21 protein-coding genes are annotated in these 22,906 nt (G+C 62.7%); 12 read left to right on the top strand and 9 right to left on the bottom strand.

Annotated elements, in window-relative coordinates; genetic code table 11:
• The first annotated feature begins 181 nt into the window (after positions 1–181).
• Together OXH74_RS00455 and OXH74_RS00450 are read left to right on the top strand one after the other, a co-directional pair.
• Entirely contained in the window at positions 182–931 is a 750-nt protein-coding gene (locus OXH74_RS00455; RefSeq protein ID WP_215378610.1) for an electron transfer flavoprotein subunit beta/FixA family protein, read from the top strand.
• Entirely contained in the window at positions 931–1,860 is a 930-nt protein-coding gene (locus OXH74_RS00450) for an electron transfer flavoprotein subunit alpha/FixB family protein (protein ID WP_375739622.1), read from the top strand. Before OXH74_RS00455 ends, OXH74_RS00450 begins: the two co-directional genes overlap by 1 nt.
• Positions 1,861–2,033: 173 nt before the next feature.
• Here the strand turns inward: OXH74_RS00450 and OXH74_RS00445 are convergent, their stop codons facing one another.
• The gene (locus OXH74_RS00445; RefSeq protein WP_375739621.1) at positions 2,034–2,957 is read right to left on the bottom strand and encodes an alpha/beta fold hydrolase; all 924 of its coding nucleotides are present in this window, start codon (positions 2,955–2,957) and stop codon (positions 2,034–2,036) included.
• 114 nt (positions 2,958–3,071) lie between these two features.
• Between OXH74_RS00445 and OXH74_RS00440 the strand changes: the two genes are divergently transcribed.
• From OXH74_RS00440 to OXH74_RS00405, 8 genes are all read left to right on the top strand, one after another.
• Positions 3,072–3,908, top strand: coding sequence for a substrate-binding periplasmic protein (locus OXH74_RS00440; protein WP_375739620.1), 837 nt, complete (start codon positions 3,072–3,074; stop codon positions 3,906–3,908).
• Positions 3,905–4,261: a DUF4398 domain-containing protein gene (locus OXH74_RS00435; RefSeq protein ID WP_375739619.1), complete on the top strand. Its 357-nt coding sequence runs from the start codon at positions 3,905–3,907 to the stop codon at positions 4,259–4,261. The genes OXH74_RS00440 and OXH74_RS00435 overlap by 4 nt, the downstream gene beginning before the upstream one ends.
• Positions 4,258–5,070, top strand: coding sequence for an OmpA family protein (locus OXH74_RS00430; RefSeq protein WP_375739618.1), 813 nt, complete (start codon positions 4,258–4,260; stop codon positions 5,068–5,070). The genes OXH74_RS00435 and OXH74_RS00430 overlap by 4 nt, the downstream gene beginning before the upstream one ends.
• A gap of 155 nt (positions 5,071–5,225) precedes the next feature.
• On the top strand, positions 5,226–6,659 hold the full coding sequence (locus OXH74_RS00425) for a PLP-dependent aminotransferase family protein (protein ID WP_215378597.1): 1,434 nt from the start codon (positions 5,226–5,228) through the stop codon (positions 6,657–6,659).
• A gap of 106 nt (positions 6,660–6,765) precedes the next feature.
• Complete coding sequence (locus tag OXH74_RS00420; RefSeq protein ID WP_375739617.1) at positions 6,766–8,490, top strand: von Willebrand factor type A domain-containing protein; 1,725 nt, start codon at positions 6,766–6,768, stop codon at positions 8,488–8,490.
• Between the two features lies 1 nt (position 8,491).
• Positions 8,492–9,082 (top strand): RNA polymerase sigma factor, encoded by a 591-nt coding sequence (locus OXH74_RS00415; RefSeq protein ID WP_375739616.1) that lies wholly within the window; start codon positions 8,492–8,494, stop codon positions 9,080–9,082.
• Positions 9,079–9,720 carry a hypothetical protein gene (locus tag OXH74_RS00410; protein WP_375739615.1) on the top strand — a complete coding sequence of 214 codons (642 nt, stop codon included), beginning with the start codon at positions 9,079–9,081 and terminating at the stop codon, positions 9,718–9,720. The genes OXH74_RS00415 and OXH74_RS00410 overlap by 4 nt, the downstream gene beginning before the upstream one ends.
• Positions 9,721–10,027: 307 nt before the next feature.
• On the top strand, positions 10,028–10,294 hold the full coding sequence (locus tag OXH74_RS00405) for a hypothetical protein (protein WP_375739614.1): 267 nt from the start codon (positions 10,028–10,030) through the stop codon (positions 10,292–10,294).
• A 489-nt stretch (positions 10,295–10,783) separates the two neighbouring features.
• On the opposite strand, the gene OXH74_RS00400 is transcribed toward OXH74_RS00405, so the two are convergent.
• The 7 genes from OXH74_RS00400 to OXH74_RS00370 form a co-directional block, all read right to left on the bottom strand.
• The gene (locus tag OXH74_RS00400) at positions 10,784–11,608 is read right to left on the bottom strand and encodes an SDR family oxidoreductase (RefSeq protein ID WP_375739613.1); all 825 of its coding nucleotides are present in this window, start codon (positions 11,606–11,608) and stop codon (positions 10,784–10,786) included.
• A gap of 75 nt (positions 11,609–11,683) precedes the next feature.
• Positions 11,684–13,666: a geranyl-CoA carboxylase subunit apha gene (atuF, locus tag OXH74_RS00395; protein WP_375739612.1), complete on the bottom strand. Its 1,983-nt coding sequence runs from the start codon at positions 13,664–13,666 to the stop codon at positions 11,684–11,686.
• A 138-nt stretch (positions 13,667–13,804) separates the two neighbouring features.
• Positions 13,805–14,602 (bottom strand): isohexenylglutaconyl-CoA hydratase, encoded by a 798-nt coding sequence (atuE, locus tag OXH74_RS00390; protein ID WP_375739611.1) that lies wholly within the window; start codon positions 14,600–14,602, stop codon positions 13,805–13,807.
• A gap of 93 nt (positions 14,603–14,695) precedes the next feature.
• A complete protein-coding gene (atuD, locus tag OXH74_RS00385; protein ID WP_375739610.1) occupies positions 14,696–15,856 on the bottom strand; it encodes a citronellyl-CoA dehydrogenase in 1,161 nt (386 codons plus the stop codon).
• A gap of 71 nt (positions 15,857–15,927) precedes the next feature.
• Positions 15,928–17,544, bottom strand: coding sequence for a geranyl-CoA carboxylase subunit beta (gene atuC, locus OXH74_RS00380; RefSeq protein WP_375739609.1), 1,617 nt, complete (start codon positions 17,542–17,544; stop codon positions 15,928–15,930).
• A gap of 4 nt (positions 17,545–17,548) precedes the next feature.
• Positions 17,549–18,418 (bottom strand): SDR family oxidoreductase, encoded by an 870-nt coding sequence (locus tag OXH74_RS00375; RefSeq protein ID WP_375739608.1) that lies wholly within the window; start codon positions 18,416–18,418, stop codon positions 17,549–17,551.
• A gap of 136 nt (positions 18,419–18,554) precedes the next feature.
• Positions 18,555–20,345: an acyclic terpene utilization AtuA family protein gene (locus tag OXH74_RS00370; protein ID WP_375739607.1), complete on the bottom strand. Its 1,791-nt coding sequence runs from the start codon at positions 20,343–20,345 to the stop codon at positions 18,555–18,557.
• Between the two features lie 202 nt (positions 20,346–20,547).
• On the opposite strand from OXH74_RS00370, the gene OXH74_RS00365 reads away from it, so the two are divergent.
• Together OXH74_RS00365 and OXH74_RS00360 are read left to right on the top strand one after the other, a co-directional pair.
• Positions 20,548–21,177, top strand: coding sequence for a TetR/AcrR family transcriptional regulator (locus tag OXH74_RS00365; RefSeq protein WP_375739606.1), 630 nt, complete (start codon positions 20,548–20,550; stop codon positions 21,175–21,177).
• A 117-nt stretch (positions 21,178–21,294) separates the two neighbouring features.
• Positions 21,295–22,116, top strand: a complete 822-nt coding sequence (locus tag OXH74_RS00360; protein ID WP_375739605.1) for an amino acid ABC transporter substrate-binding protein — start codon at positions 21,295–21,297, stop codon at positions 22,114–22,116.
• Here the strand turns inward: OXH74_RS00360 and OXH74_RS00355 are convergent.
• Complete coding sequence (locus OXH74_RS00355; protein ID WP_375739604.1) at positions 22,067–22,822, bottom strand: lysostaphin resistance A-like protein; 756 nt, start codon at positions 22,820–22,822, stop codon at positions 22,067–22,069. The genes OXH74_RS00360 and OXH74_RS00355 overlap by 50 nt on opposite strands.
• Positions 22,823–22,906 lie beyond the last annotated feature (84 nt).

Here is a 22,906-nt window from a genome sequence, read left to right as displayed (position 1 = left end):
GATAAGGCTCTGCGGCTTATGACGCGGTATTTTTCCGTATTGACCCGATTGGGGGATACGGTCAAGATACGGGCGGTTTTGCGCTCGCTGTCTGGGCTGACAGTCGGTTCCGGCCGACCTGCATCACTGGCCAGGCTCGTCTTGGCGACATTCTTATTAACCGGAGAGTAACGAGGAATCCATGAAGGTTCTTGTAGCTGTCAAACGAGTGGTCGACTACAACGTCAAGGTCCGCGTCAAGGCGGACAACTCCGGCGTCGATCTCGCGAACGTCAAGATGTCGATGAACCCCTTCTGCGAAATCGCCGTGGAAGAAGCCGTCCGTCTGAAAGAAAAAGGCGTAGCGAGTGAAATCGTCGTCGTCACCATCGGCCCGAACACCGCTCAAGAGCAGCTGCGTACGGCCCTGGCCCTGGGTGCCGATCGTGCCATTCTGGTCGAAAGCGCTGACGAACTGAACTCACTGGCCGTGGCCAAACTGCTGAAGGCCGTGGTTGAGAAAGAACAGCCTCAGCTGGTCATCCTCGGCAAGCAGGCCATCGACAGCGACAACAACCAGACCGGCCAGATGCTCGGCGCCCTCACTGGCTACGCCCAGGGCACCTTCGCCTCCAAAGTCGAAGTGGCGGGCGACAAAGTCAACGTGACCCGCGAGATCGACGGCGGTCTGCAGACTGTTGCGCTGAACCTGCCGGCGATTGTTACTACCGACCTGCGCCTCAACGAGCCGCGCTATGCGTCGCTGCCGAACATCATGAAAGCCAAGAAGAAGCCGCTGGACGTGGTGACCCCGGATGCCCTGGGCGTTTCCACTGCCTCCACCGTGAAGACCCTGAAAGTCGAAGCGCCGGCTGCCCGCCAAGCCGGCATCAAGGTCAAGTCCGTGGCTGAACTGGTCGACAAACTGAAGAACGAGGCGAAGGTAATCTGATGGCTATCCTGGTTGTTGCTGAACATTCGAACGCCGCTCTGGCAGCCGCCACCCTGAACACCGTTACCGCTGCGCAAAAAATCGGTGGCGACATCCACGTGCTGGTCGCTGGCCAGGGCGTAGGTGCCGTAGCTGAAGCCGCCGCCAAAGTCGCCGGTGTCTCCAAGGTTCTGGTAGCCGACAATGCCGCCTATGCCCATCAGCTGCCGGAAAACGTTGCTCCGCTGATCGCTGAACTGGGCAAGGGCTACAGCCATGTTCTGGCTGCTGCCACCACCAACGGCAAGAACTACCTGCCGCGCGTGGCGGCTCTGCTGGACGTCGACCAGATCTCCGAGATCATCGCTGTCGAGAGCGCCGACACCTTCAAGCGTCCGATCTACGCCGGTAACGCCATCGCCACCGTGCAGTCTTCGGCGGCCGTGAAAGTGATCACCGTGCGTGGTACCGGTTTCGACGCTGCGGCTGCCGAAGGCGGTTCCGCTGCCATCGAAGCCGTGAGCAGCGTGACCGACGCTGGCAAGTCCGCCTTCGTTGGCGAGGAGCTGGCCAAGTCCGACCGTCCAGAGCTGACCGCCGCGAAGATCGTGGTGTCCGGCGGCCGTGGCATGCAGAACGGCGAGAACTTCAAGCACCTCTACGCCCTGGCTGACAAGCTGGGGGCTGCCGTGGGCGCTTCCCGTGCCGCCGTCGACGCCGGTTTCGTACCGAACGACATGCAAGTCGGCCAGACTGGCAAGATCGTCGCGCCGCAGCTGTACATCGCCGTGGGCATCTCCGGTGCCATCCAGCACCTGGCTGGTATGAAAGACTCCAAGGTCATCGTCGCAATCAACAAGGACGAAGAAGCCCCGATCTTCCAGGTCGCGGACTACGGCCTGGTGGCTGACCTGTTCGAAGCCGTACCGGAACTGGAAAAGCTGCTGTAATAGCGATTCCTGCTCCGCTGCGAAGGAAAACCCGCTCACTTGAGCGGGTTTTTTGATTTTGGAGAAGAAGTGAAGGCTCAGGCCGGGTGGTAGCCCAGACTTCAGTCCGGGGGCGGCCGAGGGAGTTCCCGGACTGAGGTTCGCTATAGCCGCGAGGCGTCCCCATTTTATGGTTACAGGCTGTCGAGAAACGCCTGATAGTGGCGCGCAGTTTCTTCAGGGCGCTCGATCATGGGGGCGTGGCCACAATTCTCCAGGATGGCCACGCTGGGGCGCTGTAGCAGTGGCTTCATCACCTCGACACTGGAAACATCGAGCACTCGGTCCTTGTCTCCCCAGAGCAGGAGGGTCGGGGCCTTGATCTTCGGCAGTTCGGGTTCCAAGGGAATGTAGCGTTGCATCAGTTGCTGGAATACGAGGTCGTAATGGGCTTCATTGGCAATCGACTGTTCGGCCAGGTAGGCCTTCAGGCCGGTGGTCAGCGGCGGCGGGGTGACGAAGACGAAATCCAGCAGGCGGTCATAGTCGGCTGCGCTCTTGACGACCAGCGGGTTGGGCTTGCCTTGCTCCAGAAGCTCCAGCAGTTCGCTCTGGCGTGGAGAGCGTACGCCCGCATTGTCGAATAGCGCCAGGCTGCGGACCTGATCCGGGTAGCGGGCGGCGTAAAGCGCCACGATATGGCCACCCATCGAGTTGCCGACCAGGTGGGGTTTATCCAGTTCCAGCGCCTTGATGAAGGAGGCCAGGCGCTCGGCCTGGGTGCCTACGTCATAGCTACCCGCGGGCCGATCACTGTCACCGAAGCCGGGCAGGTCCAGTGCGATTACGTGGTAACGCTCGGTGAAAAGGGCCGCAAAGCGCAGCCAGTTGTCCTTGTTGGTACCGAACCCGTGGACCAGCACCAAGGTTTCGGCTTTGGCTGAGCCGCCTTCGTAGTAGCGGATAGCCAGGTCGTCCAGCATGACTTGGTTAACCGAGAGTCCGGCGCGCTGGCGCTCGGCCCACTGAACTCCCATCAGAAGGGCCGCAGGAGACAGGTACAGCGTCGCGGCCGTTGCTGTTAGCAGCAATACGAAAGCGATCAGTACTTTTTTCATGACACATCCTTATTGCGAATGGTTCGGTCAGGCCTCAGTAAGCTAGCATGGTGCTCGCCCTGGGTGAGGTTGCCGAGGGTTCAGCCAATCGAATGTCCAGTTCGGGAAACCCAGATGTCTCGTCGACTCCAGCTAGCCTCGTTGCTCGTCTTTCTCAGCTTCCTGCCTGGGCTGACTACGGCCGCGGGAAAGTGCGAGCGCCTGGTAGCGACCGGTAATCCGGAGTATCCACCTTATCTGTGGCGAGATCCGCAGGACCCGCAACACCTGATCGGCACCAACGCTGACCTGTTGAAACAGATCGGCAAGGAGTTGGGGCTGAAGGTTGATGTGATCTACACGGGGTCCTGGTCCAAAGCGCAGGATGAAGTGCGGACGGGGCGGGTGGATCTGTTTGCTGGCGCCTTCCTGACTATCCCCCGGCTCGAGACCATGGACTATGTCCATCCGGCGTTCCTGCAGACGCAGAGTGTGGTCTGGGTGAAGCGCGATAGGGCGTTTCCTCTCGGCACGTGGGACGACCTGCGTGGCCGTAACGGTAGCAAGCTGATCAAGAGCAGCTTTGGCGAGTCCTTCGACCGCTTCGCCAAGGAGAACCTCATCCTGGAACCTATCCCCAACCTGACTCAGGCGTACCAGCAGCTGCTGCTGGATCGCACCGACTATGTGCTTTACGAGCGCGCTCGGGGCCTTGCCCTAGCCGACACTCTGGGTATGGCAGATGATCTCGTTGCCTTGGAACCGCCGATATCCAGTGAAGGTCTGTACCTCACGCTGTCGCATAACTCAGCGTGCAACGACCCTTGGCTGCGAGGACAGCTGGCAAAAAAAATGACAGAATTAGTTGCCGCCGGGGTGCCCAAAGCCCTGCTGGAACGCAACCTGGAGCGCTGGAAGGCCTCGCAGATGCAGCCCGTCAGCACCTCCGAATTATTAGGAAGTCCTCAGTGATCGATAAGTCCCTTCTGGCCGTCGGCCTGACCGCGCTGGTGCTGGCTGGCTGTGCCAATGACCCAGCGCCTGTGGAGCAGATGCGCCTGACCGAGCAGGCTGTCGCCCAGGCTAAGGCCGTGGGTGCCAGCGAGCAGGTCGAAGAGTTGAAGTTGGCGCACGAAAAGCTGGCCCTGGCCGAGAAGAACATGGGCGAAGCGGATTACAAGCGCGCTCGCGTGCTGGCCGAGCAGGCTGAACTGGATGCCCGTTTGGCGGAGTCGAAAGTCCTTACGCTGAAAAGTCAGGAGCAGCTTGCGGAGCTGACCGCGCGCATCAATCGCCTGCGCAAGCAACTAGGGGACCAGCAGTGAAGTCGAGAGTCCACCTGCATATCGTTGCGCTGCTGGGCTTGGGGCTGCTTGCCGGTTGTGCCGGCCAGCAACAATCCGAGCAAAGCCTGGAGCAGGCACGCCTGATGTTCCAGAAGGTCAAGGAAGACCCCGACGTCCTGGGCAGCGCTCCCAAGGACGTTATCCGGGCTGGAGAGTCGCTTGCACGCGCCGAGCGACTGTCGAACTACTGGGGCAATGAAGACGACGTTGCCCATTATGCGTACCTGAGCCAGCGCTACAGCGAGATTGCCAGCCAGCACAGCGAGCAGAGTCTCAATCAGGCGCGCGCAGCCAGGCTGCAACTCGAGCTCGAGCGCCTGCAGCTGGCGCTGCGGGAGGCCAAGTTGCTCAGCGTGCAGCAGCAGGGAAAATGGCTGGAAGAGCAGATGATCAGCCTGGCGGCTACCGAGACCGATCGTGGCCTGGTGATGACCCTCGGTGATGTGCTGTTCGATACCGGACGGTCGGACCTCAAGGCCTCGGCCAATCGCACCGTGCTCAAGCTCGTGCAGTTCCTGCAGATAAACCCCAAGCGCATCGTGCGTGTCGAAGGCTACACCGACAACAGCGGCAAGAAGCAGGACAACCTCAGGCTCTCACAAGAGCGCGCGCAGTCGGTGGCCGATGCGCTGATAGACCTGGGTATCGATCCCAAGCGGATTCAGGTGGAGGGATATGGCGAAGCTCATCCGGTGGCGGAAAACGCCTCGAACCGTGGGCGCGCGCAGAACCGTCGGGTAGAGATCGTGTTCTCCAACGACAAGGGCGTTCTCGGCCAGGCCCGCTGACGTCCGTAACGCAAAAACCCCGGCTGCCGTCTGGCACCGGGGTTTTTTGTGGCCTGGACAATTTCACTGTATCGCCCACAATTCATTGATCTGTACCGGTGCACTTCAAGTGTGTTCGGATACTGTTTCGGTCCAGTGATACAGGTGCCGCCGTCATGACCAATCTGTTGTTATATCAACGCATCGCCCAGCAACTGGCCGACGACATTCGCCGTGGGGTGTACCAGCCAGGAGAGCGGGTGCCCTCGGTACGTAAGTTGAGTTCACAGCTCAGCGTCAGCCATGCCACGGTCCTGCAGGCTTATGCGAGCCTTGAGGATCAGGGACTGATTCGCGCCCGCCCACAATCTGGCTTCTATGTGCACCAGACACCGGCCCTGACAGCTTCCACCCCGGACATCGCGCGGGTCGAGCGGCCCGGATTAGTGACGCGCGCCAGCATCATCCAACAAGTACTGACCGAGTCGCGCCGTGAGGGCGTCTTCCCTCTGGGGGCGGCAGTGCCCCACGTCGACTACCTGCCGGTACGCACCCTGCACCAGCAGTTGGCCAAGGTCACCCGTTTCCAGAGCCCTCGAGCGTTCAGCTACATGTTCAGCCCGGGCTTCGAGCCATTGCGCCGCCAGGTGGCGATCCGCATGCGCGATGCGGGTGTGGTCGTGGATCCCAGCGAAGTGGTCATCACCCATGGTTGCGTGGATGCACTGCAGATGAGCCTGCGGGTACTGACCCGGCCCGGCGACCTGATCGCTACCGAGTCGCCGACCTACTACGGTCTGTTGCAACTGGCCGATCTGCTCGGGCTCAAGGTCGTCGAGATTCCTAGTGACCCCACCACCGGCGTTAGCCTGGAGGCCCTGCAACTGGCGGCCAACCAGTGGCCGATCAAGGCGCTGGTCCTGACGGCCCGCTTGAGTAATCCTCTGGGCGGCACCATCCCTGAGGATCGCCAGAAACAGCTGCTGCGTCTGGCGTCGGATTTCGATATCCAGATCATTGAGGACGATATCTACGGGGAGTTGATGTTCGACCAAGGGCCTTCCAAGGCGCTCAAGGCCTACGATCTGGATGATCGGGTGGTCTACTGTTCGAGCTTCTCCAAAACTTTGTCGCCCGGTGTTCGAATCGGCTGGATGATCGCCGGAAAGTACCAGGCCGAGATCCAGCGACTGCAGACCTTCAGCACCCATTCGGCATGCAGCGTTACCCAGATGGGCGTCGCGGCCTACCTGGAGAACGGCGGCTACGACCGGCACTTGCGTTACATTCGCCAGGAGTACCGGAAGAACCTCACGGCGTTCCAGTTGGGCGTGCAGCAGTACTTCCCCGAGGGGACGCAGATCACCCGGCCCAATGGTGGATTCATCCTTTGGATCAGTCTTCCGGCGAAGGTCAACACCAAGGATCTGCATGTGCGCGCATTGCAGCAGGGCATCAGCATCGCACCGGGCTTGATCTTCAGTAACACCGAGCAGTTCAACCACTGTGTGCGGCTCAACTGCGGTATCCCCTGGAACCGTGAGGCCGAGCGCGCCATCATGACGCTCGGCATGCTGGCCAAGCAACTGTGCCAGGAGGCTGGCTTATAGGGGCGAATGAAATCGCCCTATAAGGAGCTCCGCATTGCGTTAACCCGTTTGGCAGATTGTCTCCGTCTATTGATGCGAAGGGTTCATTCGTATCCGGGAGGCGTCCATGTCCAGTCACTCTTCGATTCTCCAGCAGCCACTTGCCGCCGGCTTCATCGCAAGTGTGCTGCTGTCCCTGGCAGCTTGCGGCGGACAGGATTCCGCGGTGTCCACGGGCGGCCAAGCCGCCAGCCTTGATTCGCAAACGACCCAAGTCCAGCGCGCGGCACCGGCCCAGGCCGAGGCTAAGTCAGATGCGCCTGCTCCACCGGCGGAGCGGTCCAGCTACTCCGGCATGCTGCAGGTTGCGCCAATGCCCGCACCAATGGCCGACGCATTAGCGCCCGGTTATCGCGATGTGCCGCGCGAGCAGTACCAGCATCTGGCCAACAACCCGGTGCATGCCGTTGCCAGTGACCCGGTCTCCACCTTCAGCATCGACGTGGATACCGGCAGCTACGCCAATGTGCGGCGTTTCCTCAATGGCGGGCAGATGCCTCCTGATGATGCCGTGCGACTGGAGGAGCTGGTCAACTACTTTCCCTATCACTATCCGTTGCCTGAGGGGGATGTGCCCTTCGGCATCGGCATAGAGGTGGCCCAGACGCCCTGGAACCCCCAGAGTTGCCTGTTGCGGGTAGCCATCAAGGCGTCGGACCGTCAGGTTGAGCAACTGCCTCCGGCCAACCTGGTATTCCTGGTGGATGTCTCCGGCTCGATGGACCGGCGCGAAGGCCTGCCCATGGTGCAGGGCACCCTGAAGCTACTGGTGGACCAGCTACGCCCTCAGGACCGGGTTTCCCTGGTCACCTATGCCGGCGAGGCACGGGTGGTGCTGGCCTCCACCTCTGGGAGTGACAAGGCGAAAATACGCCTCGCTATCGATCAGCTCAGCGCCGGAGGTTCGACGGCCGGCGAGTCGGGAATTCAGTTGGCCTATGCCGAAGCGCAGAAGGGGCTCCTGAAGGACGGCATCAACCGCATCCTGCTGGCCACCGACGGCGACTTCAATGTGGGCATCAGTGACTTCGAGACGCTCAAACAACTGGCTGCCGACAGGCGCAAGACAGGCGTGTCGCTGACCACCCTGGGTTTTGGCGTGGATAACTATAACGAGCGTCTGATGGAACAGCTGGCCGACGCGGGTGATGGCAACTACGCCTACATCGACAACCTACGCGAGGCGCGCAAGGTGGTCGTGGACCAGTTGAGTTCGACGCTGGCGGTCGTTGCTCGAGATGTAAAACTGCAACTGGAGTTCAACCCGGCCCAAGTCAGCGAGTACCGTTTGCTTGGCTACGAGAACCGGGCGCTCAAGCGTGAGGACTTCAGCAACGACAAGGTGGATGCCGGGGAAATCGGTGCTGGCCATACCGTGACCGCGCTCTATGAGATCGTCCCGGTTGGTGGCAAGGGTTGGCTGGAGCCGTTGCGTTACCAAAAGGCCACCCAGCCAGAGGGTAGGGCAGGTGAGCTGGCCTGGTTGCGAATTCGCTACAAGACCCCGGGTGCCGAGCAGAGTACATTGCTGGAGCGACCAATACCTGCGGGTGCGGTTGCCAAGCTGGGGGAGGCCAGTGAAGACCTACGCTTCGCCGCTGCGGTGGCTGCCTTCGCCCAGCAGCTGAAGGGAGGCCAGTACACCGGTGCTTTCACCATGGCTGACAGTGCTGGACTGGCCCGAGGCGCCCGAGGCGACGACCGCTTCGGCTTGCGTGGTGAGTTCATCCAACTGGTAGAGCTCGCCCAGAGCCTGCACACTCCACTCCCGGCTCAAGCGCGGAAGGAATAATGTGAACGGACCCCTCTCGGACGACGACGCCGTCCTGCTGCGGCGCTACCGAAGCGGCGATGCCGAGGCTTTTGGCGAGCTCTATGCTCGCCATCGTCTTGGGCTTTATCGATTTCTTTGTGGCTTGTGTGGTGACGGTGCCCTGGCCGAGGAGATTTTCCAGGAAACCTGGCTGAACCTGATCCGCAGCGCATCCGAGCCGCTTGGTCAGGCCAGCTTCAAGACCTGGCTGTATCAGATCGCGCGCAACCGCCTGATTGACCACTGGCGCAAGCACGGGCCATTGCAAGGCCGTCAGGAGCGCTTCGATGAAACTGTGCATGGCGATGCGCTGTTCGATTGGGGACCAGACCCGGAGCAGGCGCTGTCCTTGAGTCGGGATCAACAGCGGCTGCGTGAGGCCCTCGACGAATTGCCGGGAGATCAGCGTGAGGTGTTCCTACTACGTGCCCATGGCGATATGGAATTGAGCGAGATTGCCGAACTGACCCGCACACCCGCCGAGACGGTCAAGAGCAGACTGCGCTACGCGTTGCAGAAGTTACGTCGGCTGCTGGCCGACCCGGCTGCGTCCGAGGAGGTATCCGCATGACCCGAAAGACGCACAAACCGGATAGCTCCGAGCAGGAGATGCTCGAGCATTACCGTTGCTACAGCACGGACCAGCCTTCGCCAGCGCTGGATAAGCAGATCCTGGAAGCCGCATCTGTCCAGGCCGGTAAAGGCAAACCCAGCCTGGGGGCGCGGTTGCAGCATTGGCTGGCTAGCCGCGGTGGGCGCCAGCGTTGGTCGGTCGCATTGGCTGGCGTGGCCACGCTGGGTATTGGGCTCAGCCTGACCATGCGGACCCAGGAACAGGCCCACGAGCAGTTCGACGCCCCACCTGCCCAGGTCTCACCGATCGCCGCTCCAGCGCCTATGACCAGGTCTGCGCCTGCCACCTATGCCAGCCCGCCGGTGCAGGCCGAGAAGAAGGCTTCCGCCATGGCTGACAGCGTCGACGAAACAGCAAGGCAACAGGCTGAATCCGCTTCCATGCAGGAGGCGTCGAAAACTGCTGGGGCCAGCTCGCCTCTGGCCGACCCGACAGCCAGCTTGCAGCAGGTCCTAGAGCTGCGGCAGGCCGGCAAGCGCGAGGAGGCGGCGAAATTGCTCGATGAACTAATGGCGCGCTACCCGCAGCGTGATATTGCAGGCGAACTGCGTGAGCTGGCGCGTGGCCGTGAATAGCGGTCGCGCCAGGCTTGCCTCGATGCCTGCTTAGGTGGAGCATGTTCGCATTACTGACCTTTCCGAAGATTCCATGCGCTCTATCCGTTTCGCTGCTGTCTGTATTGCGCTGACACTAGTGGCTGCCTGTGACAAGGAGGCCTCGCCTCCTGCTGTGCCACCCGCTCTACCCAATCCTCCTGCGGTGCCTGCAGCCCCGCAGACACCCGTCGAAGAGCCGACAGAGCCAGTTGAAAAGGCTGAGCCGAAACCCGCGGCGCCGGTACCCAAACCGGCGTCTCCTGCACCAGACCTGAGAAAGCCCAAGTTGCCGCCGGCCACTGTCACGGCCAAGGCAGAAGAGCCCAAAGCCAAGCTGGACCTCAGTCTGCCCGAGGAACTGGCCAGGCAGTTGGAGCAGAGTGATGTGATGGAAAGCCTCCCTCCTTCACCACTTCTACCGCAGATGTTCGTCGAGAAACCTGCGCCGCAGAGTCCGTTCCAGCTCAATGGCAAGTTGATCACCGACCAGCGTGAGGACGATTACTGGCGTTCGGTTGAAGGGGCCGAGCTGCAGTTCGAGTTCAAGCGCTGAGTGGTGCGAAAAACCTCGTGGGAGCGCATGGATTGCGCTCTGTCCCTGTTAACTGTTGCAACTGGATGCATCTCCGGTAGGGGCGAGCTTGCCCGCGAACTGGACCTTTTTGCGAGCAAGAACTCGGCGTCCCCCTTGTAAGTCTTTACTCAACCTGCTTCAGACCGTATTCCCCTCCGGTTACAAGACGGTGGGATCAGTTCGGCTTGGCTCATGGTCTTCGCGTATTGTCGTTGTTGCATGCAGGCGTGGGCTCACTCTAGAACGGTGCTGGGCGGGCGGCCATGACCGTGGCGCGACTGTGGGGTGGGCAGATGGGCAAATGCAGGGAACCTCGGACTGCTGTTGAGCTTTTGTGGGGGCGAATTCACTCGCTAAGCAGTTCGCAGGACTGCCCAAGTTCCCATTGGGGCCGTTGCGCAGCCCGTAGCGAATGAGTTCGCCCCCGCAAGGAAGATCATGATCATGGTCGGCGTGTTCGGGACGGCTTCAGTCCAGGAATAGATCCGGCACCAGGGACCCTCCTTGCGGGTCGAAGCGGTAGTGCTCGAATTCGGTCTGCCCTTGCTCGCGCAGCAATTCCTCGTCGATGAGCAGGCGTCCGGTGATTACGCGTCCCTGGCTGGAGAGGATAGCGTGAGCGGCGTCAGCCATGATCGCCGGGGTGCGCGCACGTTTGAAGGCATCGCGACTGCCCAGTTCGAACTCGATGGCGGCAGTGGCGATCATGGTCTGCGGCCACAGCGAGTTGACGCTGATGCCGTACCTCTTGAACTCCTCGCTCATCCCTAGGGTGAGCATGCTCATGCCGTACTTGGTGACGGTGTAGGGGCCATGCTGGGCGAACCATTTCGGCGCCAGATTCAGCGGCGGCGAGAGGTTGAGGATGTGGCCTGAGGCGCTCTTCTTCAAAAAGGGCAGTGCGGCCTGGCTGCACACCATCACGGCGCGGGTGTTGATCTGGTACATGAGGTCAAAACGCTTCGGCTCCAGGTGCTCCACACCCATCAGTTTGATGGCGCCGGCATTGTTCACCAAGGCGTCGATGTCGCCGAAATGCTTGGCGGCTTTGGCCATGGCCTCTTTGACGGCAACCTCATCGCGCACATCCAGCTGCAGGGGGAGGGCCTTGCCGCCAGCCGCTTCGACCTCCTCGGCAACGCTGAATATGGTGCCGGGCAGCTTGGGATGGGCTGCGGCGCTCTTGGCCGCGATGACGATGTTGGCGCCATCCCGGGCCGCGCGCAGGGCAATCTCGCGGCCGATGCCACGGCTGGCGCCGGTGATGAACAGGGTTTTGCCGGACAGTGACATGCGCGTTCTCCTGATTGTTGTTGTTCTTGTGGCCGCGTACGGCCCTTGGCGAATGAGTGCGCCCCCACAAGAGTGCTAGGCTTCCTCGACTTCCACCAGCAGCTGGCGGCTCTTCACCTGATCGCCCTTGATCACCTGGACGCGGCGGATGATGCCGTCGATCCCTGCTTTGAGCGGATGCTCCATTTTCATCGCCTCGAGCACCACCAGCAGCTGGCCCTTACCGACCCGTTCCCCCTCGCTCACCAGGACGTCGACGATGGCACCGTCCATCGGGGCCTCCACGGTGCCGGAACTGGCGCCAGCCTGGCCGCTGGCGGGCTCGTGGGTCACGTCGAGCAGTTCGAGGTTGCCGTTCGGGCCAAACAACCATAGACGCTCGGCCTGTTGATGGTAGGCAATACGACGGCGAATGCCGTTCAGTTCGATCACGGCCCAGCGGCCATCGGCTTGGCTCAGGCAAATGACGAGTTCGTCATTGCCAACCTTGGCGAGGAGGCGGGGCCGCTCACCAGTCTCGCTGACGGTCAGTTCGACCTCATGCTTGTGTTCCCACTGGCGCAGACTGAAGCGCCAGGGAGCGCTACGGGCGCTGCGCCAGCCAGCCAGTCCGCCCTGATGGGCAGTGGACATGGCTGAAGCGTGGTAGAGCAGGGCGGCCGCCACCCCCAACTCGGTCGGGCTGACAGCTTGTGGAGTCAGACTCGGGTCATTGCTGAACTGTTCGTCGATGAAGGCCGTGGTGGCTTGGCCGGCTGCAAAGTGCGGGTGCCGGAGCAGATTGGCGAGGAAGCGCTGGTTGCCATTCACGCCGAGCAGCACACAGTCTTCTACTGCCCGCGCCAGCTTGCGTCGCGCCTCGTCGCGGGTGCGGCCCCAGGCGATGACCTTGGCCAGCATAGGGTCGTAAAAGGGGGTAACGGCCTGGCCTTCGACCAGCCCGTGATCGATGCGGATGCCATCGAACTCAGCGGGTTCCCAGCGCAGCACCTGGCCGGTCTGTGGCAGGAAGCCCGCGGCCGGGACCTCGGCATATAGGCGTACCTCAATGGCGTGGCCGTCGAGACGCACCTCGTCCTGGCGCAGCGGCAGCGGTTGCCCCTCTGCCACGTTGATCTGCCAGGCCACCAAGTCCTGGCCGGTCACCAGTTCGGTCACCGGGTGCTCAACCTGCAGGCGGGTGTTCATTTCCAGGAAGTAGAAGGCGCCATTGGCGTCGAGTAGGAACTCCACCGTGCCTGCACCGACGTAGTTCACAGTGCGCGCGGCCTTGACTGCTGCTTCGCCCATCGCCTGGCGCAGCTCGGGGGTCATGACCGGGCAGGGCGCTTCTTCGATGACCTTCTGGTGGCGGCGTTGCACCGAGCAATCGCGCTCGCCGAGGTAGATCAGGTTCCCGTGCTGGTCGCCGAATATCTGGATCTCCACATGGCGCGGCTGCAGCACGGCTTTTTCCAGGATCAGCTCGGCACTGCCGAAGGCATTCAGCGCCTCTGAACGAGCGGTGCGCAGTTGCGCCGCCAGCTCATCCCCGCTCTGCACCCGGCGCATGCCGCGCCCGCCGCCTCCAGCGCTGGCCTTGATCATCAGCGGGTAACCGATGCCCTCGGCCTCGCGGGCCAGGGTGGCGTCGTCCTGCTCGGCGCCCTCGTAGCCGGGGATGCAGGGCACCCCGGCTTCCAGCATGGCCAGTTTGGATAGGCGCTTGCTGCCCATCAGGTGGATGGCTTCCACGGTCGGCCCAATGAAAGTGAGGCCAGCGGCCTCGCAGGCGCGGGCAAAGTCGGCGTTCTCGGAAAGGAAGCCGTAGCCGGGGTGGATGGCATCGGCGCCCGTCTTTCCTGCGGCGGCAATGATCGCCTCGATGGCGAGGTACGATTGGCCCACTGGGGCAGGGCCAATGCATACCGCCTCGTCCGCCAGTTGCACATGGCGCGCATCGCAGTCGGCCTCGCTGTAGACGGCCACGGTGCGGTAGCCCAGCGCCTGGGCTGTGCGCAACACGCGGCAGGCGATCTCGCCGCGGTTTGCGATCAGGATTTTGTTGAAGCTGGGCATGTCAATTGGCTCCTTGGTTCTGTTCCTCCCGCCCCTTGGGATAGGGGCCAGGGCGGGCCGTGTTTGGCTGAGGGAGGGGGTCTGCGCGCGGAGGCTCCCCTCACTCCAACCCTCTCCCGGAAGGAGAGGGTTAGTTGGTCACTGCGCCCAGTTGGGCTTGCGCTTTTGCACGAACGCCAGGGTCCCTTCGCCGCCCTCGGCGCCGGTCACAGCTTTGGCGAACTGCTCGGCCGCCCGGTCAAGCAAGGGGCCCAGCGGCTCGACTTCGGTCGAAAGCAGCAGCGCCTTGGTCTGGGCATTGGCGCCTGGCGCACAGCGGCGCACCTGTTCCAGCGTTTGGGCCAGACGCTGCTCCAGCGTTGCGCTGTCGGCTTCCGCGAAGTGCACCAGGCCCAGGCGCTGCGCCTCGCTGCCATCGAAGCGGGCGGCAGTGAGGGCCAGGCGGCGGGCCTGGGTCAGGCCGATGCGCTTGACCACGAAGGGGGCGATCTGCGCCGGGAGGATGCCGAGGCTGGTTTCCGGCAGGCCGAACTGCGCGTCCTGCCGGGCGATGGCGATGTCCGACACGCAGGCTAGGCCGAAGCCGCCACCGAGTACGGCGCCCTCCAGCACCGCCACCAGCGTCTGGGGCTGTGCCTGGGCTTCTTCCAGCAGGCGGCCGAAGGCGCGATTCAGCGTGCGGTAGGCGTCCTCTCCAGTCGCCCGGGCGCTGGCCATGTCCTTGATGTCGCCGCCGGCGCAGAAGTGTCCAGCCGCCCCGCGCAGCACCAGGGCGCGCACGCCGAGGTCATCGTGTACTGCAGCCAGCACGGCGCGCAATTCCTCGACCATCTCCAGGCTCATGGCATTGCGGTTCTGCGGACGGTTCAGGGTGACGTGCAGTACGCCATCGGCCTGTTCCAGCAGCAGGGTGTCGGTACTCGGCAAAGCGGTCATGCCGGTGTCCTCGCAGGATTTTCGTAGGAGCCAGCTTGCTGGCGAAGCTTCTCGCGGCATTCGCCAGCAAGCTGGCTCCTACAGGTTCGGGGTTCAGCCTTTCTTCTTGCCCGGCAGGATGCCCATCAGCTTGCAGATGATGCCCAGCATGATTTCGTCGGCACCGCCACCAATCGATACCAGGCGGGTGTCGCGGTAGGCGCGGGAGACATGGTTGTCCCACATGAAGCCCATGCCGCCCCAATACTGCAGGCAGGCGTCGGTGACTTCACGGCCCAGACGGCCAGCCTTGAGCTTGGCCATAGAGGCGAGGCGGGTGACGTCCTTGCCACTGACGTAGAGCTCCACTGCCTGATAGACCAGGGCACGTAGCGATTCGATTTCGGTCATCAACTCGGCCATGCGGAAATGGATGACCTGATTTTCGATCAGCGGATTGCCGAAGGTCCTGCGTTCCTTGCAGTAGTCGATGGTGACGTCGACGCAGTGCTCCAGCCCCTTGAGGATATTGGCGGCACCGAACATTCGCTCCTCCTGGAACTGCAGCATCTGCATCATGAAACCGGCGCCTTCGTGGCCGATGCGGTAGCGCTGCGGCACGCGAACGTTATCGAAGAACACCTGGGCGGTTTCCGAACTGCGCATGCCGAGCTTGTCCAGGTGCGCGCTGAGGCTGATGCCGGGGGTGTTCATCGGCACCATGATCAGCGACTTGTTGACGTGGGGCTTGTCGTCGGAGGTGTTGGCCAGGAGGCAGATGAAATCGGCGCTGGGCGAGTTGGTGATCCACATCTTGCTGCCGTTGATCACATAGTCGCTACCCTCCTTGCGGGCAGTGGTCTTCATCCCGGCGACGTCGGAGCCGGCGCCCACTTCGGACACCCCAATGCAGCCGACCATTTCGCCGGCGATAGCCGGGCGGAGGAACTCCTCGCGCAGTTCGTCGGAGCCGAAGCGGGCCAGGGCCGGGGTGCACATATCGGTCTGCACGCCGATGGCCATAGGGATGCCGCCGCAGTGGATGGTGCCGAACTCCTCGGCGGCGACGATCGAATAGCTGTAGTCCAGGCCCATGCCGCCGAACTTTTCCGGCTTGGAGATGCCCAGCAGGCCCAGCTCGCCGGCCTTCTTGAAAATGTCGTGGATGGGGAAGCGTCCTTCCTGTTCCCACTGGTCGACATGGGGGTTGATCTCCTTGTCGACGAAATTGCGCACCGTGCGGCGGAGTTCTTCGTGTTCCTGGGTGAAGATCATTTTGTTGTTCTCCTTGTAGGGTGGGTCGTGCGCACCGTGATCTGGGGCAGTGCGCACGGCGCACCCTGCCGTCAAAACCGAGCGACGCCGAACGTATTGCCTTTGAGTGGCCGGACTTCCGCCTCTGCACAGATATCCAACAGATAGCCCAGTAGCCTGCGCGTGTCGCGCGGGTCGATCAGCCCGTCGTCCCAGAGATTGGCGGTGCTGTAGAGCGCCGTGGACTGGCTGTCGAGCTTCTGCGCGGTCATCTGTTCCAGCATGTCGAGCATCTTCGGGTCGGCTTCATTGCCTTCCTTGACGTGCTTCTCCTCGGTGACGATGCGCAGCACCTTGCCGGCCTGGGCGCCACCCATCACCGCAGTGCGGCTGTTGGGCCAGGCGAAGATGAAGCGTGGGTCGAGGCCGCGGCCGCACATGGCGTAGTTGCCGGCGCCGTAGGATCCGCCGACGACCACGGTGAGCTTGGGCACCCGGGCATTGGCCACCGCCTGGATCATCTTCGAGCCGTGCTTGATCACGCCCAGTTGTTCCGAGTCGGTGCCGACCATGAACCCGGTGGTGTTGTGCAGGAACAGCAGCGGCACATTGGCCTGGTCGCAGAGCTGGATGAACTGCGCGGCCTTGGCTGCCCCTTGCGGCGTGATGGGGCCGTTGTTGCCGATCAGGCCGCAGCTGCGGCCCTCGATGCGCAGGTGGCCGCAGACGGTCTGGTGGTCGAACTCCGGCTTGAAGTCTAGGAATTCCGAACCATCGGCGATGCGCGCGATGATCTCGCGCACGTCATAAGGCTTCTTTGCATCGGCAGGGACCACGCCCAGCAGCTCTTCGGCCGGATACAAGGGTTCGCGCCAGTTGCGCTGAGCACGCTCCGGCAACTGGGCGCTCCACGGCAACATGGCCAGAATTTCACGGGCCAGGCGCACGCCGTCGGCGTCGCTTTCCGCCAGGTATTCGGCCGTGCCAGCCACCTGGGCGTGCATTTCAGCGCCGCCGAGTTCCTCATCGGTGGCGACTTCACCCGTGGCGGCCTTCAGCAATGGCGGCCCTGCGAGGAACATCTTGGCCTTGCCGCGCACCACGATGACGTAGTCGGACAGCCCCGGCTGGTAGGCTCCACCCGCTGTGCTGGAACCATGTACCACTGTGATCTGCGGCAGCCCCATGGCCGACATCCGGGCCTGGTTGGCGAAGCCGCGCGCGCCCTCGACGAAGATCTCCGCGGCGTAATTGAGGTTGGCGCCGCCGCTTTCGGTCAGGGCCACCAGCGGCAGTTTGTTTTCCACAGCGATCTGTTGCAGGCGCAAGGTCTTCTTCAGCCCAGTGGGGGAGATGGTGCCCCCCTTGATCGCGCTGTTGCTGGCACTGACCAGGCAGCGCACGCCAGCGATGTAACCGATGCCGGCGATGATGCCGCCGCCGGCCTGGGTGCCGTCCTTGTCGTCATGCAGCTTGTAGCCGGCCAGTGAGCAGAGTTCGAGAAACGGCGAGCCCGGATCGAGGAGCAGGTTCAGGCGCTCGCGGGGCAGCAACTGGCCACGCTTCTGGAACTTCGGCTTGGCCTCATTGGCCTTGTCCAGCACCCGCTGCTCCACATCGCGGAAGCTGGCGATGGCCGCCAACATGGCCTCGCGATTGCGGGCGAAGTCGTCGCCCTGGATGTCCAGTTCGGATTGGATGATCGTCATCGTCTCAATCCTTCAGCACGTCGGGCAGATAGGCTCGGTGGAAGCCGTTGTAGGCCTGGTTTTGCCCGGGCTTGGCCTTCGGCAGCGGGAAAGCGCGGCTGCCTTGGCTAGCGGCTCCGTCGATGCGGATGGTGTTGCCGCTGATGAAGGCAGCGCCGGGTGAGAGCAAAAAGACGATGGCTGCGGAGACTTCCGATTCGCTCCCGATGCGCTTGAGTGGTACATGCTCACGCAGGGTCGGGATGATGGCCTTGAAGGCGCCCTCGTAGGTGTCCATGCCGCTGGAGGCGATCCAGCCCGGTGCCACGGCGTTGACCCGCACGCCCGCGTATCCCCATTCCACTGCGGCGGTTCTGGTGAAGTTCTCCATGCCGGCACGGGCGGCGCCGGAGTGGCCCATGCCCGGCATGCCACCCCACATGTCGGCGAGCATGTTGACGATGCTGCCGCCGGTCTTGCTCATGCTCTGGTTGAACACTTCGCGCGCCACCAGAAAACCGCCGACCAGGTTGGTGCGAACCACGGTCTCGAAGCCTTTCTGGTTGATCGAAGCCAGCGGCGCCGGGTATTGGCCGCCGGCGTTGTTGACCAGGTGGTGGATGCTGCCGCGCTCGGCCAGCACGGCCGCGACCATGGCCTTCACCTCCTCCTCGTCGCGAATATCGCAAGCCTGCCAGCTGACACTGCCGCCGTCCTCGTGGATTTCGCCTGCCGTCTTTTCCAGCTTCTCCGCCTTGCGTCCCACCAGCACCACGTGGGCGCCCAGCGCTGCCAGCTCATGGGCGGTGCAGCGGCCGATGCCGCTGCCGCCACCGGTGACCATGATCGTCTGGCCTGCGAACAGGTCGGGCTTGAATACCGAGTCGTAGCTCATTCTTGTTGTCCTTCCGTCTGTCGCGTCGGGGGCTCTGTTCGCTTCAGGAGCGAGGGGGACGCCTAGTTCTTGCTCGCGAAGCTCCGGGCTGAAGCCGTTTGCCAGCAGGCTGGCTCCTACAAAGGCGTCAGGTGGCTCATTGCAGTCTTTCGGCCAGTGCCTTGGGCACGGCTACGGGGAATTCCAGTAGTTGCTGGGCGAAGGCCTTGCCCTGCGGGTCAATACGCAGGCTGGCGACACCGCCACCGCCGAGGGCGTTTTCCAGCAGGAAGTTCAGGCTGTGGCTGCCCGGCAAGTACCAGCGCGCGACACGGCCGAGCTGTGGGTCCAGTACGTGGCCCATCCAGTCGACGATGGCTTCCGGTGTCAGGGCTTCAGCGATCCAGGGCAGATACTCGGATTTGCGCGCCATGACGCCGATGTTGCTGTGATTGCCCTTGTCGCCGGAGCGGGCCACCGCGAGCTTGATCAGCGGGACGCTGGCGTCGGCCTGGCCCGGCGCAGTAGGTGGCGCCACGTCATCGGCCAGGGCATCGACGGCGAAGGCTTCGACGGCCGGCAGCTCGACGAGGTGGCGCTGCCCGGCGAGATCGACCTCCAGAGTGCAAGCGGACTTGTCGACCAGGAAGGAGTATAGGCGGATCACTGGATACACCGTCGGGCGGCCGCCGACGATACCGGTGAGGCCGGGCGCCATGCCGGTAGCGGCCTGGGCGATCTCACGGGAGAACAGCACCAGGGCCTCCTTGTGGCTGTGGCTGACGCCGATCTTGATCACCACTTCGCGGCTGTCCGAGCGCTTGCCGTGGGGGCCGTAGGTGGCTTCGCTGCCGAGTAGTTCGATGTTCACCTCACGGTAGGGGCCCCAGCCGCGATCGGCGAAGAGTTCCTCGGTCTTGGCGATGATGGCGCGGCTGACGCGCTCGGCTTTCTTCACCGCATCGATCCCGGCGAGCAGACAGCTGGCGGTGCAGCGAAACCCATCCGGGTAGGTGGCGCTGACCTTGTACTGCGCGGTCGGCGGTAGGCCTCGGGCGCCCTGGACGAGGACCTTATCAGGGCCAGCCTGTATGAGCGTTGCATGGGTGAAGTCACAGACTACGTCCGGCAGCAGGTAAGCGCGCGGGTCGCCGATTTCGTAGAGCATCTGCTCGCCGACCGTGAAAGGCGTGACCAGTCCGCCAGAGCCGTCCGGCTTGGTCACGCAGAAACTGCCACTGGTTTCGACCTCAATGATGGGGAAGCCGATGTGTTCGTAGTCCGGCACCGCTTCCCAGTCGGTGAAGTTGCCACCGGTGCACTGGGCACCGCACTCGATCAGGTGCCCGGCCAGGGCGGCCTGGGCCAGCTTGTCGTAGTCCGTCCAGGACCAGCCGAACTCATGTACCAGGGCGGCGCTGACTACTGCGCTGTCCACCACGCGCCCGGTGATCACGATGTCTGCACCCTGACGCAGGGCTTCGACAATGCCGGGGGCGCCGAGGTAGGCGTTGACCGACACGCACATCGACGGCATGGGCGCACCGCTGAACATTTCCGTCGTGCCGGCCTTGGCCAGCTCACCTTGCCTGGACTGCAGATTGTCGCCATGCAGCACAGCGATCTTCAGGGAGACGCCGACCTTTTCGCAGGCAGCCGCAAGGGCATTCGCGCAGGCAGTCGGGTTGATGCCGCCGGCGTTGCTGATCACACGGATGTTTTTCTCGGCAATGCTTGGCAACAGCGGGGCGAGCACTTCGACGAAATCAGTGGCGTAGCCAGCATTGGGGTTCTTGAGCCGAGCCCCTGCCATGATCGACATGGTGATCTCGGCGAGGTAGTCGAACACCAGATAGTCCAGTGCTGCGCCTTTCACCAGCTGGGAGGCGGCGGTAGAGGTGTCGCCCCAGAAAGCGGAGGCGCAGCCGATGCGTACGGTCTTTGTCATTGGTATATCCGCAGCGCGTAGGGAAGATAGGGAAAACACTACCAAGCAAGCGCTTGGTTGAAAAGTGGAGCGCGCAGGATTTTTTACCCAAGCGCTTGCTTGGTGTACGGCGGAGGCATAGATTTCACCAATCAAGACAGAGACTTGCAGACCATTCCTCAGTTGAGTGGGGACTGCGAGCAGCCTAACGACGGTGATTTCGATGAGCCTTGACGATGAAAAAGCCCAGGCGGTGATGCGCGAACTGGTCGCCACCGGCCAGATCACTGATCCGGAGAGTGCGCGCGGAAAGCTGCTGCAGACCGCCGCGCACCTGTTCCGTAGCAAGGGCTTTGAGCGCACCACGGTGCGCGACCTGGCCAGCGCAGTGGGTATCCAGTCCGGCAGCATCTTCCACCACTTCAAGAGCAAGGATGAAATCTTGCGGTCGGTGATGGAGGAGACCGTTCTCTACAACACCGCAGTAATGAAGGCCGCGCTGAGCGATGCAAGCGACCTGCGGGAACGGGTGCTGGCGCTGATCCGTTGCGAACTGCAGTCGATCATGGGCGGTACTGGCGAGGCGATGGCGGTGCTGGTCTACGAATGGCGGTCGCTGTCTGAGGAGGGTCAGCGCTACATCCTCGGATTGCGCGAAAGTTATGAGCAGATTTGGCTGGAGGTGTTGGGGGAGGCCCGCGCAGCAGGGTATTGCACGACCGACCCGTTCATCCTGCGGCGCTTCCTGACAGGGGCTTTGAGCTGGACCACGACCTGGTTTCGCCCGGAAGGGCCAATGACGCTCGATGAGCTTGCAGAGCAGGCCCTTACGCTGGTGCTGAAGGACAGCTGAGTCGATTGCAATAAATGTGATATGCGTCACGATCGGCTTGATCAGGGAGTGAGAGCGATCACAGGTTTCGCGTAGTCTGAGGCAATGTGCCAGCATTTGTGGGGAATGGTGGAGACTATGGAGGGTGGTCTGCGCTTCTGGATTGGCGCGTGGTTGTGCTTGTGCGCCTCGCTCGTCTCAGCGACCGAGCATGCGACCGAAACGGTGCAGGTTGCCGGTGCACAGTTTCCCCCCTATGTCGTCAAACCTGATTCGGCCGACGCCAGTGGCCTGCTGCTGGATCTTCTGGCTGCGCTCAATGCGATCCAGTCGAATTACTATTTTATCATGCGCCCCACAGCCATTCCGCGTCGCTTTCGGGATTTCCAGGAAGGCCGGATCGACCTGGCGGTATTCGAGAATCCGGACTGGGGCTGGCAGGGCATTCCCGGCGTCCGCATCGACATGGGGCTTGAAGACACCGAAGTCTTCGTTGCCGCGTCTCGATCGGGGCGTGACCAGCGCTATTTCGACGACTTGAGCGGCAAACGCCTCGCTTTGTTCAGCGGCTACCACTACGGCTTTGCCAGCTTCAACGCCGATCCGCAGTTTCTCAAGCAGGAATTCAACGCCAAGCTCAGCTATTCGCACGACAGCAACTTGCGCATGCTCCTGCGGGAGCGGGCGGATATCGCCTTGGTGACCCGTTCGTACTTCGGCGCCTATCTTGAAGTCCACCCAGAGGAGGCCGGTCGGTTCCTGGTCAGCGATCGGGTCGACCAGCGATATCGCCATTACGCGCTGCTCCGACCCCAGGCGCCGATCAGCGGTCCTGCATTCCACGCGCTGTTGGAACAGTTGCGTACCAATGGCCAGCTCGAACAGATATTCGCGCCGTATGGCGTGACAGTCAGACCAGCCGCAGCGGGTAGCTCAGCAACAGCAGATGGCTCAGATTGACGGCCAGGTGCAAGGCCATGGCCGCAGCCAACCGTCCGCTGTAATGGAACGCCAGGCCATAACCGAGCCCCGCGCATCCGGCCAGCAAGGCGAACAAGGGACTGAAGGGTAGGTGAACTGCTCCGAATAGCGCTGCGGTGGCCAGGAGACCCGGCCAGACGCCCAGTCTTGAGACCAGCGCTGGCTGCAACAGCCCGCGAAACAGCAGTTCCTCCGCCAGGACCGCCACCAGCAGGTTGACCGCCAACCACTCCCAGATCAGTCCCGGCCACTTCGGTTGCCAGGCTACCAGGCCCAGTGCCAGAGCTAGCAGCGGCACCAGCAGCAGGGTCGCCAGTATCACCAGACATGTCAGCCTCAGGTTGCCGTTGGCTGTACGTGGACGGCCCAGCCACCAGGCTAGCAGCGTCATCCCCACCAGCAGCTTGTCCCATGACAGGCGCAAGACGTAGGTCGGTGCGTCTGGGCTGAGCGCTTGCGGGGCGCTTAGCAGCAGCGCCTTGAAGCCCGGCAGCAGATGGGCGGCCAGGGCGGTCGCGGCGAGTAGGGTGACTGGCAGCCAGAGCTGCGCCGACAGTCGCTCGCCGGCGAATACCCAGGCGCTGAACAGGGTGCCCGCGAGCAGGCCGCTGACCTGGACTCCGCCGAGGCCATGACCCAGGGCAAGCACGATGAAAGGAAACAGCAGTTGCAGATGGAGCGGCATGGCACCTCCCTGTGGCGATGCCGCAGTCTAGCGGGTGCCGTTGTGGCCGTGAGCAACCTTCTTCAGCGGCCCGTTTGGATGCGA

The organism is Metapseudomonas boanensis (assembly GCF_042232855.1).
Classification (GTDB): domain Bacteria; phylum Pseudomonadota; class Gammaproteobacteria; order Pseudomonadales; family Pseudomonadaceae; genus Metapseudomonas; species Metapseudomonas boanensis.
Note: the sequence above shows the minus strand (reverse complement) of the source record. Positions and strands in the feature narration are given on the sequence as shown.

Bases quoted from the DNA above. Each gene is read 5' to 3' on its own strand.
- OXH74_RS00455 (WP_215378610.1), top strand. From the start codon at position 182: ATGAAGGTTCTTGTAGCTGTCAAACGAGTGGTCGACTACAACGTCAAG.
- OXH74_RS00450 (WP_375739622.1), top strand. From the start codon at position 931: ATGGCTATCCTGGTTGTTGCTGAACATTCGAACGCCGCTCTGGCAGCC.
- OXH74_RS00445 (WP_375739621.1), bottom strand. From the start codon at position 2,957: ATGAAAAAAGTACTGATCGCTTTCGTATTGCTGCTAACAGCAACGGCC.
- OXH74_RS00440 (WP_375739620.1), top strand. From the start codon at position 3,072: ATGTCTCGTCGACTCCAGCTAGCCTCGTTGCTCGTCTTTCTCAGCTTC.
- OXH74_RS00425 (WP_215378597.1), top strand. From the start codon at position 5,226: ATGACCAATCTGTTGTTATATCAACGCATCGCCCAGCAACTGGCCGAC.
- OXH74_RS00420 (WP_375739617.1), top strand. From the start codon at position 6,766: ATGTCCAGTCACTCTTCGATTCTCCAGCAGCCACTTGCCGCCGGCTTC.
- OXH74_RS00410 (WP_375739615.1), top strand. From the start codon at position 9,079: ATGACCCGAAAGACGCACAAACCGGATAGCTCCGAGCAGGAGATGCTC.
- OXH74_RS00400 (WP_375739613.1), bottom strand. From the start codon at position 11,608: ATGTCACTGTCCGGCAAAACCCTGTTCATCACCGGCGCCAGCCGTGGC.
- atuF (WP_375739612.1), bottom strand. From the start codon at position 13,666: ATGCCCAGCTTCAACAAAATCCTGATCGCAAACCGCGGCGAGATCGCC.
- atuE (WP_375739611.1), bottom strand. From the start codon at position 14,602: ATGACCGCTTTGCCGAGTACCGACACCCTGCTGCTGGAACAGGCCGAT.
- atuD (WP_375739610.1), bottom strand. From the start codon at position 15,856: ATGATCTTCACCCAGGAACACGAAGAACTCCGCCGCACGGTGCGCAAT.
- atuC (WP_375739609.1), bottom strand. From the start codon at position 17,544: ATGACGATCATCCAATCCGAACTGGACATCCAGGGCGACGACTTCGCC.
- OXH74_RS00375 (WP_375739608.1), bottom strand. From the start codon at position 18,418: ATGAGCTACGACTCGGTATTCAAGCCCGACCTGTTCGCAGGCCAGACG.
- OXH74_RS00370 (WP_375739607.1), bottom strand. From the start codon at position 20,345: ATGACAAAGACCGTACGCATCGGCTGCGCCTCCGCTTTCTGGGGCGAC.
- OXH74_RS00365 (WP_375739606.1), top strand. From the start codon at position 20,548: ATGAGCCTTGACGATGAAAAAGCCCAGGCGGTGATGCGCGAACTGGTC.
- OXH74_RS00360 (WP_375739605.1), top strand. From the start codon at position 21,295: ATGGAGGGTGGTCTGCGCTTCTGGATTGGCGCGTGGTTGTGCTTGTGC.
- OXH74_RS00355 (WP_375739604.1), bottom strand. From the start codon at position 22,822: ATGCCGCTCCATCTGCAACTGCTGTTTCCTTTCATCGTGCTTGCCCTG.